General features: G+C 53.1%; 11 protein-coding genes and 1 pseudogene. 5 read left to right on the top strand and 7 right to left on the bottom strand.

The features are described from left to right. Positions 1–93 precede the first annotated feature (93 nt). The gene (locus OFAG_RS11865) at positions 94–1,032 is read right to left on the bottom strand and encodes a hypothetical protein (RefSeq protein WP_020995331.1); all 939 of its coding nucleotides are present in this window, start codon (positions 1,030–1,032) and stop codon (positions 94–96) included. Positions 1,033–1,493: 461 nt separating this feature from the next. On the opposite strand from OFAG_RS11865, the gene OFAG_RS11860 reads away from it, so the two are divergent. The 5 genes from OFAG_RS11860 to OFAG_RS11840 all read left to right on the top strand — a co-directional run bounded on the left by OFAG_RS11860 (position 1,494) and on the right by OFAG_RS11840 (position 9,528). Then, on the top strand, positions 1,494–2,906 hold the full coding sequence (locus OFAG_RS11860; protein WP_005875738.1) for a DEAD/DEAH box helicase: 1,413 nt from the start codon (positions 1,494–1,496) through the stop codon (positions 2,904–2,906). A 58-nt stretch (positions 2,907–2,964) separates the two neighbouring features. Beyond that, the gene (gene dnaE / locus OFAG_RS11855) at positions 2,965–6,426 is read left to right on the top strand and encodes a DNA polymerase III subunit alpha (protein WP_005875740.1); all 3,462 of its coding nucleotides are present in this window, start codon (positions 2,965–2,967) and stop codon (positions 6,424–6,426) included. Positions 6,427–6,600: 174 nt separating this feature from the next. Further along, positions 6,601–7,701 carry a lipopolysaccharide heptosyltransferase II gene (gene waaF, locus OFAG_RS11850; RefSeq protein ID WP_020995330.1) on the top strand — a complete coding sequence of 367 codons (1,101 nt, stop codon included), beginning with the start codon at positions 6,601–6,603 and terminating at the stop codon, positions 7,699–7,701. Positions 7,702–7,705: 4 nt separating this feature from the next. Beyond that, on the top strand, positions 7,706–8,470 hold the full coding sequence (locus OFAG_RS11845; protein ID WP_005875743.1) for a glycosyltransferase family 2 protein: 765 nt from the start codon (positions 7,706–7,708) through the stop codon (positions 8,468–8,470). Then, positions 8,467–9,528 carry a glycosyltransferase family 4 protein gene (locus tag OFAG_RS11840; RefSeq protein ID WP_005875744.1) on the top strand — a complete coding sequence of 354 codons (1,062 nt, stop codon included), beginning with the start codon at positions 8,467–8,469 and terminating at the stop codon, positions 9,526–9,528. The genes OFAG_RS11845 and OFAG_RS11840 overlap by 4 nt, the downstream gene beginning before the upstream one ends. A gap of 76 nt (positions 9,529–9,604) precedes the next feature. Here the strand turns inward: OFAG_RS11840 and rng are convergent, their stop codons facing one another. The 6 genes and pseudogenes from rng to purD form a co-directional block, all read right to left on the bottom strand. Continuing rightward, a complete protein-coding gene (gene rng / locus OFAG_RS11835; RefSeq protein ID WP_005875745.1) occupies positions 9,605–11,068 on the bottom strand; it encodes a ribonuclease G in 1,464 nt (487 codons plus the stop codon). Next, positions 11,065–11,688, bottom strand: coding sequence for a Maf family protein (locus OFAG_RS11830; RefSeq protein WP_005875746.1), 624 nt, complete (start codon positions 11,686–11,688; stop codon positions 11,065–11,067). The genes rng and OFAG_RS11830 overlap by 4 nt, the downstream gene beginning before the upstream one ends. Before the next feature lie 5 nt (positions 11,689–11,693). Continuing rightward, on the bottom strand, positions 11,694–12,164 hold the full coding sequence (rlmH, locus tag OFAG_RS11825) for a 23S rRNA (pseudouridine(1915)-N(3))-methyltransferase RlmH (RefSeq protein ID WP_005875747.1): 471 nt from the start codon (positions 12,162–12,164) through the stop codon (positions 11,694–11,696). A gap of 184 nt (positions 12,165–12,348) precedes the next feature. Further along, positions 12,349–12,673 (bottom strand): annotated as a pseudogene (rsfS, locus tag OFAG_RS14405) (ribosome silencing factor); the annotation flags it as partial. Then, on the bottom strand, positions 12,674–13,327 hold the full coding sequence (gene nadD / locus OFAG_RS11815; protein ID WP_005875749.1) for a nicotinate (nicotinamide) nucleotide adenylyltransferase: 654 nt from the start codon (positions 13,325–13,327) through the stop codon (positions 12,674–12,676). Positions 13,328–13,409: 82 nt separating this feature from the next. After that, positions 13,410–14,699 (bottom strand): phosphoribosylamine--glycine ligase, encoded by a 1,290-nt coding sequence (gene purD, locus OFAG_RS11810; protein WP_020995329.1) that lies wholly within the window; start codon positions 14,697–14,699, stop codon positions 13,410–13,412. Between the last annotated feature and the right edge of the window lie 43 nt (positions 14,700–14,742).

Raw genomic sequence — 14,742 nt, 5'->3', positions numbered from 1 at the left:
CGTCTCAAAAAGTGTTTGGGATGAATGACGCGGAAAGCAAAAAGCCGGGTGTGAAACGTTTGTCGCTATTTGGAAAGAAGGGAAAAAATTCGCTCAGCTTTCTTTTTTCAATGGATCGGTCAGTCCCGATTCTTCATTTTTTCTCTGTTTCCAGAGCTGCCATGAATTGATGATGTTCTGCCAGACGACATAGGAGCCGGCGCCGACAGCTGAAATGGGAGACATGTAAACGTGTGCCATCCATATGGCCAGAATGGTGTTTTTCTGTCCCAGAGATTGTCCTCCGCTGATGCGTTCCCCGTATCGGGCGCCGATTTTTTTGCCGATAAAAAATTGCAGACAGCAGACGATCATGGCGGCAAGGGCGATCCAGATCTCAGTCATGCCGTTTTCGGGTTCGTTCACAAGTGTGTTGACAGTTTGCGCCATGACGACGATCAGGGCGAGGGCCCACAGGTAGAAAGCGGTTTCGTGATAGCCGGTCAGTTTTTTGTGAATGGCCGGCATAAAACGTCTCAGGATCATGGCAGCGACGAACGGACAGATCAGAAGAGGAAACACCTTCTGGAGAATGATGAAAAATGATGCCCAGAAACCGATGTTTTCGCCCAGCGGGTGGACAAGCGGAAAAAAAAGGGGGGCGGCTATCGCGGTGCCGACATTTCCGAGGAGGGTATAGCTGGTCAGGCTGGCTGCGCTTCCTCCCAGTTTATCGGTAATGACGGCGGCGGCTGTTGCCGTCGGCGCAATGACACAAATGAAAGCGCCTTCCGCTGCAAGGACATTCAGGGGTTTTAGCAGCCAGTAGACGAGAATGGCGCCCCCGATCTGGACGAGTAACAGCCAGAAGTGTACTGCCTTGAATTTGAGGTCGTGAAACGGCACTTTGCAAAAGGTCAGCAACAGCATGGTAAAGATAAGACAGGGAGTCAGAAACGACAGGTAGATAAAAACCGGGTAACCGATGCCTCCGGCCAGCATGGCCAGGGGTAACGTCCAGTTTTTCAGAAAACGTAACAGACCGGCTAACATGATTTCGGAAAGGTATCACCATTTTCTTGATAAAGGATGATTGCCTTTTGTGTCATTTGGGCAATACGGATGAAGTCATTGTATACCCGGGCCAGAAGGAATTAAAGAAAGGTTTTTTGCTGCAATGAGAAGAAAGTCCGGCTCGGGAAGTCACCAGTCGGGCGGGGAAAGGCGAAAATGGTACGGGGATCGGGCAGGCAGGAAAACGCGGGAAAACAGGCAGATGAAACCATGCGTTTTTTATTGACGAAATTGCGAGAGAGGGACGGGCGCACGCGATTGTGCGGAAAAGTCTGGAGAAATGGATAAAAGCACGGCGAGAAACGGAAGAACCTGCTTTTGGCAAACGTATATCGTACAATATACGTTTCACAAGAATCCCGTTTTTGCGAAAAAGACGATATGGGACAGCCTGTCGGCCTGGCGAAACGGGACCATTCATATTTTCAGATTCGGATGTTATGGCAGACAATCAGCAAAAGGCAGTGGCAGGTTCTTCCCTTGTCAGGTTCGGAGATTTCGGACTGGCTTCCGAGATCCTGAAGGCGTTGGACGATCTGGGGTACAGCTCGCCCACTCCTATCCAGTCGCAGGCTATTCCGGTTATTCTGGAAGGAAAGGATGTGATGGGCGCGGCACAGACCGGAACCGGAAAAACCGCCGGTTATTCCTTGCCGGTTTTGCAGTCCCTGCTGTATTACGCGAACGCGAGCATGTCGCCGGCGCGTCATCCCGTCCGGGCGCTGATACTGGTGCCGACGCGGGAGCTGGCCGATCAGGTTTACGAAGATGTCAGAAAATACGCGAAATATACGAGTTTGCGTACAGCTGTGGTTTTCGGCGGCGTGGACATGTCCGGCCAGACGGGTATTTTGCGGGCGGGAGCCGAAATCCTGATTGCAACGCCGGGACGTCTGCTGGATCATATCCAGCAAAAAAATGTCAATCTGGGCCAGACCGGCATTCTTGTGCTTGACGAAGCGGATCGGATGCTCGATATGGGGTTTCTTCCGGATTTGCAGCGTATCGTGAATTTGCTGCCGAAGAAGCGGCAAAATCTGCTCTTTTCTGCCACTTTTTCCAGTGAAATCCGGAAGCTGGCGAACAGTTTTCTGGATCGTCCCGTTTCTGTTGAAGTCGCCAGACAAAACGCGACGGCAGACAATGTGACGCAAACGGTTTACCGGATTGATGAGGCGGATAAAAATGACGCAGTCGAATACCTTTTGCGCCTGCATAAGCGGGAACAGGTTCTGATTTTTTCCAATACCAAGGCTGGCGCTTCCCGTTTGGCCCGCCAGCTTGAAAAAAAAGGCCTCAAGGCAGCCGCCATTCACGGCGACAAAACGCAGGCCGAAAGGATGGCGGCGCTGGACGCTTTCAAGGAAGGGAATATTACTGTTCTTGTTGCCACCGATGTTGCGGCACGGGGATTGCATATTGAAGAATTGCCGTGCGTGATCAATTTCGATTTGCCTTTTGTAGCGGAAGACTATGTGCACCGCATCGGCAGAACAGGACGGGCCGGTGCATCGGGAGAAGCGATTTCCCTGTGTTCGGCGAAAGACGAAAAACTGCTGAACGAAATTGAAAAGCTGATCAAAAGGAAACTGCCTGTCCATTCGATCCCGGATCCTGAAATCCGGAAAGAAAAAGTGTCGAAAGGGGAAGCGGCCGGGGCGGACAAACGTTCTGAGCGCAGCCCGTACAAGTCGATCGGGCTGGAGAAAAAAGGCAGGGATCCCTGGTTCGATCGTCCTTATGTACCGGAAGCGTCTTCCGAAAACGGCAAGGAAACGGAAAAACCGGTTCAGAAATCGCTTGCCAGGCCACTGGCCGCGCTTCTGGGTGGAATACCGAAAGCCGGAAAATGAAAATTCCGTATTTTTTGATTTTCCTGATTGAAAGCCGTTTGCCAGGGTAAAAAGCTGCATGAAAAACACGTCATTCGTTCATCTGCGTCTTCATTCCGAATATTCCATTGTCGATGGGCTCGTCCGTATCGACGATGTGGTGGGGGCCGCAGCCAAAGACGGGCAGCCTGCCCTTGCATTGACGGATCTGTCCAACCTGTTCGGGCTGATCAAGTTTTACAAGGCCGCGCGTAAAAAAGGCGTCAAGCCGATCGCCGGATGCGATGTCTGGATTACCAACGATGTCGACAGGGAAAAACCGTCAAGATTGCTGCTTCTGGTAAAAGACCGGAGGGGTTATCTGAATTTATGCGAACTACTCTCCAGGGCATGGCTTGAAAACCAGTATCGGGGCCGTGCCGAAATCCGGATCGAATGGCTTGAAGAACTGGCGCGTCGCGATAGCGAAACCGGGTTGATTGCCTTGTCGGGCGCAAAACAGGGCGATATTGGCATGGCTCTGGATTCGACCGGTTTTGAAAATGCGAAAAAGTGCGCTTTGAGGTGGGCGGGAATTTTTCCCGGCAATTTTTATATCGAAATCCAGCGCACAGGCCAGCTCGGCATGGAACAGTATGTCCGGCAGGCTGCCGAACTGGCGGAAAAACTTCAGCTTCCTGTTGTGGCGACCCATCCTGTCCAGTTTCTTTCGCCAGACCAGTTTCGTGCGCACGAAGCGAGAACCTGTATTTCCGAAGGGGAAGTTCTTTCCAATAAAAAGCGGGCGCGTCTGTTTAACGAGCATCAGTGTTTTCTGTCGCAAACGGAAATGGCGCAGTTGTTTGCCGATTTGCCGGGCGCCTTGCAAAATGCTGTCGAGATCGCTCGTCGTTGCAATCTGGTTTTGGAACTGGGACATCACAAATTGCCGCTGTTTCCGACGCCGGACGGCATGACGCTGGATGAATTTCTGGAAAGCGAAGCCAGACACGGGTTGGAAAAACGGCTCGAAGTGCTGTTTCCGGACGAGGAAGAAAGAAAGGCCAGACGTCCCGTTTACGACGAGCGGCTGAACTATGAAATCCAGACCATCATCAATATGGGGTTTTCAGGCTATTTCCTGATTGTGGCCGATTTTATCCGGTGGGCCAAGAACAATGGCGTGCCTGTCGGTCCGGGCCGCGGTTCGGGAGCCGGTTCTCTGGTGGCTTACTCTCTTTTGATTACCAATCTGGATCCGATTGCCTACAATCTGATTTTTGAACGTTTCCTGAATCCGGAACGGGTTTCCATGCCGGATTTCGATATCGACTTTTGCCAGCACGGGCGCGACAGGGTCATTCAATATGTCAAGGAGCGGTACGGGAAGGACGCCGTTTCACAAATTGCCACGTTCGGCACTATGGCGGCCAAGGCGGCGGTGCGGGATGTCGGACGTGTGCTGGATCTGGGGTATAACTTCTGCGACGGGATATCCAAGCTGATTCCGTTCAAACCCGGCAAACAGGTCACCATCGCCGATGCGAAGAAAGAAGAACCCCTGCTGGCCGAGCGCGAGCAATCCGAAGAAGAAGTCAAACAGCTTTTGGGACTGGCGGAACAGGTTGAGGGTATTACGCGCAATGTCGGGATGCATGCCGGGGGCGTTCTGATCGCTCCGGGCAAACTGACCGATTTCTGTCCGCTTTACACCCAGGACGGGGAATCGGGGGTTGTTTCGCAGTTCGACAAGAAAGATGTTGAAGAGATCGGCCTTGTGAAATTCGACTTTCTGGGGCTGACAACGTTGACGATTCTGGATCTGGCCGTCAAATATATTCATCAGCTCGATCCGGCCATGTCCGGTTTCGAACTCGATACCATTCCATTGAATGACAAGGAAACTTTCGACCTTTTGACCCGGGCGAAAACGGTGGCGGTGTTCCAGCTTGAAAGTCGCGGGATGCAGGGGATGCTGAAGGATGCCAGACCTGACCGTTTCGAGGACATTATCGCGCTGGTCGCGCTTTACCGTCCCGGCCCGATGGATCTGATTCCGGATTTTTGCCGCCGCAAACACGGTGAAGCCTTCGAATATCCTGATGAACGGGCCAAGGATATCCTGTCCGAAACATATGGCATCATGATTTATCAGGAACAGGTCATGCAGATGGCTCAGGTGATCGGCGGGTACACATTGGGCGGCGCCGATCTGTTGCGGCGTGCCATGGGGAAAAAAGATGCGGCGGAAATGGCAAGACACCGCCAGATTTTCCGGGACGGGGCGGCCAAGAACAATTTGCCGGAAGCCAAGGCCGACGAGATTTTCGATTTGATGGAAAAATTCGCTGGTTACGGGTTCAACAAGTCCCATGCCACAGCGTATGCCCTTTTATCTTATCAGACGGCTTATCTGAAGAAACATCATGCTGCCGCGTTCATGGCAGCCAACATGTCGCTGGCAATGGACGATACCGACAAGGTCAGGGTTCTGGTGGAAGATGCGGTCGATGTCTGTGGTCTGGAAATCCTGCCGCCGGACATCAATTCTTCCGATTTCTATTTCAAACCGGTCGGTGAACCGCCCAGTGTCAGCAAAAAACCGGTAACGCAGATCCGTTACGGTCTGGGCGCCGTGAAAGGATCGGGCGAAAGCGCCATTGAGGCGATTGTACAGGCCCGGAAGGAGCGTCCATTCAGGGATTTGTTCGACTTTTGCGTCAGAGTCGACAAACGCCAGATCAATCGCCGGACGATTGAATCACTGATCCGGGCAGGGGCCTTTGACTGTTTCAAAGAAGATCGGGCGGTTCTGCTGGCGTCGGTCGGGCTGGCGATCGAAGCGGCTGAACAGGCGGAAGCCTCAGCCAATCAGGTCAGTTTGTTCGGTGAGGAAGATACTGTTCTCAATGCGGTTGAATACGTCAGGGTACCGCACTGGACGGAAAAATCCAGATTGACGGAAGAAAAGGGGGTGCTGGGTTTTTGCCTGTCGGGCCATCTTTTTCATGCGTATGCCGGGGAAGCGCGTCAGTTCGCGAAGTCGCGCATCTCGGAACTGGAGGCGTCGCGGGAGCCCAGATGGGTTGCCGGTATTGTTGCGGGCACGCGCGCCCAGATGTCGCAACGCGGCAAGATGATGGTGGTATCGCTGGACGATGGAAGCGCGACGATTGAAGTGACAGTTTTTTCGGAATTGCTGGAACAGAAACGCGCTATTTTCAGGGAAGACGAGTTTCTGGCCGTCTTCGGGAAAGTTTCCGAAGACCGCTTTTCGGGCGGCTTGCGCCTCAATGCCGATGACGCGCTGGACATTACGGAAGTACGGCTTCATTTCGGCCGGCATATGGCCTTTGATCTTCCGGAAAGATTCAGCGTTTCCGCGCTGAAGGAAATATTGTCCGCTTACGTGGATGGAAACGGCATGCATTTGCGGACGGACTATGTCTCCTGCGGCAACAGGTGTCTGATCGATTTTGGAACAAATTGGCGGATCCTTCCGAAAGATGAGTGCTTAAATAAACTGGCGCAACATTTCCAGAACGTTCGGGTCGTTTATTAGCGCGCTGCCTGCCGCATGCCGGGGAAAGGCCGGTTGCGAAAAAATGGCGGCCTGAATCGGCAGCTAACGGTTTTGTTTTAAAGTGTTTTCGAAGTCGGTTCGGAAGCGGAAACGTTTGCCGGTTGGGAAAAGAAAAACACGGCGCGATTTAAGGTATAGAAAAAATGAGAGAACATGGTATTCATGGATAAAATGCCGGCACGCATCCTGATTATTTCACCGAACTGGATCGGTGACGCCATTATGGCCCAGCCCTTGCTGCAATTGTTGAAACAGCGTGATCCTTCCGCGCTTGTTGATGTTCTGGCGCCAATCTGGGTCGCTCCCGTCTGGGAAGCCATGACCGAGGTCGGGAATGTATATGCCACCCCTTTCAAACACGGAAAATTGCAGTTGCGGGAACGCTGGAGTCTGGCCAGGACTTTAAGAAAATTTGCTTACGATCAGGCCTATGTGCTTCCCAATACCCTGAAATTCGCCCTGATTCCCTGGATGGCGCGAATACCGGAAAGGATCGGCTATCTGGGAGAAAAACGGTACGGCCTGTTAAATGTCATTCATCGCGACAACAAGCTCTCGCCGCGGCCAATGATTCCCTTTTACGCGGCACTGGCCGATCCTCCTGCGGCAAAAGCCGGAAAAAGAGAGGACTATCCCAGGCCTTCCCTCTTCGTGGCGAAAAAAGAAGCGGATGCGACACTGGAAAAGTGGAAGGTCGATACGTCAAGGCCGATTGTCGCCTTTGCGCCAGGCGCCGAATTCGGGCCTGCAAAGCGCTGGCCGGTTCACGGTTTTATCGACCTCGCGCAGCGGATACTGTCGGAATTTCCGGATGCGCAAATCCTGTTGCTGGGTTCGCCCAATGACAGGGCCGTCTGTGAGGAAATCGCCTCAGATGTGCCTGCCGTGAAAAATCTTGCCGGCAAAACGACGCTGAAAGAGGCAATTGCCCTGATTTCCCGGATCGATGCCCTGGTTACCAACGATTCCGGCCTGATGCATGTGGCTTCCGCTTTTGAAAAGCCGGTTATTGCCCTGTACGGTTCTACCGATTACCGGCACACGCCGCCTTTTTCAAGGTATTCGGAAATCCTGTCGCTGGATCTGGAATGTGCGCCGTGTCAGAAAAGGGAATGTCCCCTGGGGCATCACCGTTGTATGGAACTTTTAAGGTCGGAAACAGTGTATAGTGCTCTGAAAAAATATCTCGTCGATCCGGCGGGCGCCGCGCAAAGGCCGAAACCGGACAATCGTACCGAAAAAATGGGGTGTTGAAACCATGACGCCAATCAGCGGATTAGTTATTACCTTGAATGAGGCACACAATATCGTGGATTGCCTGAGTTCCATGAAACGGGTCTGTGACGACATTGTGGTCGTGGATTCCGGCAGCATCGACGGGACAGTCGAACTGGCGCGTGGGCAGGGAGCGCAGGTGATCGTCCAGAAACCTTTTCTGGGAGACGGACCGCAGCGATCGCTGGGTCTGCCGTACTGCCGGCATTCCTGGGTGTTGAATCTGGATGCGGATGAGCGTCTGGAAGATGATTTTGTCGAGTATGTAAAGCAGACCGATCTGGACAGTCTGGGGGTCGATCTGGTGGAAACGCGCCGCCGCAATTTTCTGGGTGACCGCTTCACGCCTTATGCGGGTCAGTATCCGGATTATGTGAAAAGACTGTTTCACAAGGAGCGTGCCGACTTCAAACCTGTGGTGGCGCATTCCCATGTAGAGACCGATTCCTCACGAAAGGTGCCAGTGCATATCACCCATTTTTCATATCGCGATTATCCGGATCTGATTGCCAAAAGCCGGTATTCGGGATGGCTCGCCAGGGATCTTGCGGAAAGCGGCAAATCACTGCATGTATGGCAACCGATCCTGCATGGAAGCTGGGCTTTTTTCCGCCATTATGTTATTCAGGCAGGGTTTCTGGCCGGGCTGGATGGTCTGACCATTTCATTGTGCAAAGGCCTGAGCTCCTACCTGAAATATGCGCATGCCATTGAGTTGAGGCGGATTCGGAAAAAAGAAAAAGCATGAAAACACTGTCCGGCATCAATCTTATCTGGCATTCCATCCGGCCTCAGGGAGGAATGGACAGGCACGTGCTCGACCTGATCGCCGGTTTTTCCGCAAGAGATATCCCGGTACGGGCTATTGCACGTACTGTTGCATGGCCGGGAAAACCGCCTGCAAATGTCGAATTTGTCGTGTTACCTGACAGAACGCCTTTTCAACGGTTCAACAATAACCGTTTCGATCGCAAGGCTTACGATTATATCGAAAAAGGATGGCCGGTTATTGGCATTTCGCGCGTTACCGGAGGGCCGGTGGATCTCTCCATTTCGGGAGGAACCCATCTGGCGCATCTGATGGACAAGGGGAAGAAAAAACCGGGTTATTTCGACAGGCAGGTCATCGCTAATGAAAAAGCGCTTTATGAGCATTCCAGGGCGATTGTGACTCACTCGCGCCGGGTACACGATGAAATAGTCAGGGACTATCGAATCGATCCTTCAAAGATTCATGTACTTTATCCACCTGTCGATACCGGTTTTTTCAACCGTGACCTGGAGGAAAAGCGAAGTGAAATCAGGCATTCCCTTGGGGTGAAAGACGATCAGTTCCTGTTGCTCTTTCCTTCCAACAATCATGAGCTCAAGGGAGCCGATCTGATTCTGGAAGCGCTTGAAAAGCTGGGACCGTCGTTTGTTCTTGCCGTCGCAGGCAAAAAAGAGTTGAAACATCCTCGTGTTCTCAATCTGGGTTTCCGGGAAGATATGCCAGCCTTGTATACGGCTGCGGACGCTACTATTTTGGCCTCGAAATATGAAGCTTTCGGCCTGGTTGGGCCTGAGTCAATTGCCTGCGGCACGCCTGTCCTGTTTTCCGATACGATCGGAGCTGTCGAAGTCCTGTCGGAACCCGGTTGTTACCGTTTTCGCAGGAATGTTTTAGAACTGGAGCGATTGCTGGAAAAAACCGCAGAACGTTTCCGGGAAGGAAGCCTGAGAGTCAGCGCGCCTGCCAAGTGTATTCACTATCCTTATGTTTTTGACGATTATCTGGAGGAATTGATTGGTCTTCTCAGGGCCTGATCCGGGCTGCCTTTTCCATCCGGCGCGGGACAATACCACGCTGGTTGCGAAACAGGCCGCTTTCGGAGCAACGGGTTTACATCAGAATAACATCGTACTGGGTCTGGGTATAGGCGGATTCCACCTGAAGTGAAATCGGTTTGCCGATCAGATCGCCCAGACTGGCCAGATGCTGGGATTCTTCTTCCAGAAACAGATCGATTACGATCTGGGAAGCGAGAATACGAAATTCTTTCGGACTGAACTGTCTGGCTTCGCGCAAAATGTCCCGCATGATTTCATAACACACTGTCTGGGCGGTTTTGACCTGTCCTTGCCCGTGGCAGACCGGGCAGGGTTCGCAAAGAATATGCGCCAGCGATTCGCGGGTACGCTTGCGCGTCATTTCGACCAGACCCAGCGCCGAGAAGTCGGACAAAGAGACTTTTGTCCGGTCTTTTGCCAGTGTTTTCCGGAGTTCGTCCATAACTGCTCTGCGGTGTTCGGCGTTTTCCATATCAATAAAATCGAGAATGATAATACCTCCCAGATTGCGCAGTCTCAGTTGCCGCGCAATGGCATGGGCCGCTTCGAGGTTGGTCTTGAAGATGGTGTCGTCGAAAGTGCGGCCGTTAACGAAACCGCCGGTATTGACGTCGATGGTGGTCATGGCTTCCGTCTGGTCGATAATCAGATAGCCGCCCGATTTCAGATTGACTCTTCGCGACAGGGCCAGCCCGATTTCTTCCTCGACATTGTACAAATCGAAAAGGGGACGGTCTCCCTCGTAAAAAGACAGGCGCTCGAGAATGTCGGGCGTATAAGTGGCGGCAAATTCCCGCAGTTTCAGGAATTCTTCATGGGAATCGACCCGTATTCTGGCCGTATTTTCATGGACGAAATCGCGCAGGATGCGTTCCGGCAAGGTCAAATCCTGATACAGCAGAGTCGGGGCGGAGGCAAGATAAGCCTTGTCTTTTAGCGAACGCCAGATTTTCTGCAAAAAAACAGCATCGGTTTTCAGATCGTCTTCGGAGGCGTCTTCCGCCATGGTCCTGATGATGAATCCGCCCTTTTCTTCGTCGGTCAGAAACTGTTGCACCCGGTTTTTCAACAGTTCGCGCTCTTTTTCATCCTGAATGCGTTGCGAAATGCCGATGTGTTTTTCCTGGGGAAGATAAACGAGCAATCTGCCGGCGATGGAAATCTGGGTCGAAAGACGGGCGCCTTTTGTGCCGAGCGGATCTTTTATGACGCGGACCATAAGGGATTGGCCGTCTGTTAACATCCTTTCGATGGGAACGGGTTTTCCTGCGGAAGAATCGTTCTGATGCGCTTCGAGAATATCGTCGATGTGGAGGAAAGCGGCTCTTTCAAGACCGATATCGATAAAGGCGGATTGCATGCCCGGCAGTACGCGAACGACGCGGCCGAGATAAACGTTGCCGGCCAGACCGCGGGTCTGGGACCGTTCGATGTGCAGTTCCTGCGTTGATCCTTCGGAAACGACGGCGATTCGTGTTTCTTGGGGGGTAACGTTGATGAGAATATCTTCTTTCATGGGACAAAAATTCCCGCTTTTCTCAAGAGTCCGGTTGTCTCAAATAAAGGCAGTCCCATAATACCGGAATAACTGCCCTTGATATGTTGGATGAATTTGCCGGCCAGTCCCTGAATGCCATAACCGCCTGCCTTGTCGTAAGGTTCTCCCGTGTCGATGTAGGCTTCGATGTTTTCTCGCGACAAGGGAGCAAAGGTCACGTCCGATGTCTGTACAGTCTGGAAAAGGAGGCCGTCCTTTTTTACTGCCACACTGGTAAGGACACGATGCGTTTTTCCGGAAAGGAGCCGAAGCATGTCGAATGCTTCTTCCCGGTTTTGCGGTTTGCCCAGAATCCGCCCACCGATAACAACCGTGGTATCGGCGGTCAGGACAGGGTGTTTTGCCCGGTTTTGTGTGTGAAGAAACTGCCAGGCGTATTCCGCTTTTTCGTGAGCCATTCTTTTGACGTAGTCGTCAGGTTTTTCACCGGCACGAACGGTTTCGTCCACCATATCGGGACGGGCCGGATCCTGCACGAGAATGTCGAGTATTTCAAAGCGGACGGCGATCTGATTGAGCAGCTCCTGTCTGCGGGGACTTCGGGAAGCCAGATAAATGAGATTGTCCTCGGATGGCATGACAGTCAGCTCCGGTGATAGGGATGGTTTTGCAAAATGGTGGAAGCCCGGTAAAGCTGCTCCGTCAGCAAAATGCGAACCATGCCGTGGGGCAGCGTGAGAGCGGACAGGCGAACCAGTAAATCCGCCTGTTTTTTCAAATCCGGGTCCAGACCGTCGGCGCCTCCGATAATGAAAGCGATATCCCGGCCATCCTGTTGCCAGGATTTCATGCTGTCCGCCAGTTGTCGGGTCGATAACTCTTTTCCCCGTTCATCCAGCGCGATAACCCGCGCTCCCTTGGGAACGGCCGACCGGATTTTGATAGCCTCGGCAGCCATAGCCGTTTCGGGCGTTTTGCGGCCGGTTCTTTCGACCGGTTTCAATTCCTTCAGACTGAAACGCCATTCGGACGGCATGCGTTTGGCATATTCCCGGAAACCATCCTCAATCCAGCTGGGCATGCGATGTCCGACAGCGATTACCGTGACCTGCATAACAGGGTTTAGTTTTCGGATCGCGAGGAAACCGCATCGGAAGAAACCGTTGCCGTTTTTTTCCGGGTGGTTCCATTTGCTGCGGCAGGAAAAACGCCGCTTTCGGCGGTATCGGCGCGTGTTCGTGTTTTCCCGCGGGTTTTCCGTCCGGGTTCGTTCATTTTTCCGGCCGTTTCCAGATCGATCTGTTTTCCTCCCCAGATTTCTTCCAGACGGTAATAGTTCCGGATGGTCGGCTGCATGAGGTGAACGATCAGATCGCCCAGATCGACAAGCACCCATTCGCCGGTGTCTTCGCCCTCGACGCTGATAACGTCACCGCCGGCTTCCTTGATTTTGTCCCGGACCGATGCGGCCAGGGCTTTCGTCTGGCGACTGGAATTCCCGGAAGCAATGACGATCCGTTCAAAAAGGCTGGTCAGGTTTGTCGTGTCGAAAAGAACGATATCCTGCGCCTTGACGTCTTCCAGCGCCTGGATGACTAGAGCCTGTAATTTTTCGATTTCCATTTATTCTTTATAGAGATTGTTTTCTTTAATGTAATTCAGGACTGGCGCCGGTACCAGCGCTGTGGGACTCTGCTTGTTTTGCAGGGCAGCCCTGATCTCGGTAGCCGAAACGTTGATTTGCAAATCGGTTGCGAGATAGGTTAGACCGGCTGCCGTCAAAATAATTTTCCCGGGATCGGCAAAACGGCGTGAAAATTCGTCGGCGATGGCTTTCGGGATTAAGGTCAGCGAATTGGAAAAGCCGGGACGGGCCGAGACGGCTATGTTCGTCAGTTCGAAAAGTTGCCGCCAGTTGTGCCAGGTATCCAGACGGAGAAGCTGGTCGGCTCCCATCAGGAAAATCAGGGAAACGTTCCGGCCGACTTCATGACGGATGGAACGCAGGGTGTCGATGGTGTAGGTGGCGCCGGGACGGTCGATTTCCTGTGTGTCGATGGTAATGGAGAGATCCAGAGGCTCGAATGCGCATTTCAGCATGTCGATACGCTGTTGCGGCGCTGCTTTCAGCAAGGGTTTTTGCCAGGGATTTCCGGCCGGGATCAGACGCAGCTCGTCTGTCCTGAACAGGCGGCAGAAGTATTTTCCAAGCTCGACATGGCCAACGTGTACCGGATCGAAGCTGCCGCCCAGAAGAATGATGCATCGCTTTGTCAAATCGACTCCGTTTCGGCTGGGGTCGCTGTCCGATCGGCCGGATGGGGCGGATTGATCGCACAGCGGGTTAAAATTCAGGCGTTCATGATGATATCGTTTTATAGGGCTTTAACGCGCGCCATCCGATATCGTGTCTGTATTGTACGCCTTCGAAATGAATGGCCTCAACCATGTCATATGCCGTTTTCTGGGCCATCCTCATGGTATCGGCAAGTCCGACGACACATAAGACGCGGCCGCCGGAAGTCAGCAGTTTCCCCTCCTTGTCCAGTCGCGTTCCCGCATGAAAAACGATGCCGTTTTCCGATGCTTTCGGAATACCGGTAATGACCGCGCCTTTTTGGGGGTTTTCGGGATAGCCTGCCGACGCCAGAACGACGCCCAGCGCAATGCGCCTGTCCCATTCCAGTTCGACGGTATCGAGTGTGCCGTTAACGGCATGTTCCAGCACAAAAGCCAGATCGCTTTTCAGTCTGGACAGGATGGGTTGCGTTTCCGGATCGCCCATACGGCAATTGAACTCCAGCGTTTTCGGATTGCCGTCCCGGTCGATCATCACGCCGGCATATAAAAAGCCGGAATACGGTATGCCGTCTTTCCGCATGCCATTGACCGTTGGAACGATGATTTCCCGGAGAATACGGGCGTGAAGGGCGGGGGTGACGACCGGGGCGGGAGAAAAAGCCCCCATTCCACCGGTGTTGGGGCCTTCGTCCCCGTCTTTCAGGCGCTTGTGATCCTGACTGGTCGCAAGGGGCAGAATGTTTTTTCCGTCAACCAGAACGATAAAGCTGGCTTCCTCGCCTTCCAGAAATTCTTCAATTACGACCCGTGCGCCCGCGTCGCCCAGTTTATTGTCGAAAAGCATCATATCGACGGCATCGTGCGCCTGTTGCGAAGTCAGGGCGACCACCACGCCTTTCCCGGCCGCCAGACCGTCCGCCTTGACGACGATGGGTGCGCCCTGTTCATCAATGTAACGATGCGCCTGTTGCGCATCGGTGAATGTCCGGTATTTTGCGGTGGGGATACCGTGGCGTTCCATGAACGATTTGGCGAAATCCTTGGAACTTTCCAGTTGTGCCGCTTCCCGGGTCGGGCCGAAAATTTTCAGGTTCCGCGCCCGGAAAGTGTTGACGATTCCGGCCGCCAGCGGCGCTTCGGGACCTACGACGGTCAGGGCGATGTCGTTGGCGGAAGCAAAGTCAGCCAGCTCGTCAGGACGGGAAATATCGAGGTTTTCAAGATGGGGAGCCAAGGCGGTACCGCCGTTTCCCGGTGCTACATAAACTTTCTGTACCTTGACGGACTGTGCCAGTTTCCATGCAAGAGCATGCTCCCGGCCTCCCGAACCGATCACTAGAATTTTCATCGAATCGAACGCTTTAAACGGTTAATCAAACGTGGCAAGAAAA

It is taken from the genome of Oxalobacter paraformigenes (assembly GCF_000158475.2).
GTDB lineage: Bacteria > Pseudomonadota > Gammaproteobacteria > Burkholderiales > Burkholderiaceae_D > Oxalobacter > Oxalobacter paraformigenes.
Note: the sequence above shows the minus strand (reverse complement) of the source record. Positions and strands in the feature narration are given on the sequence as shown.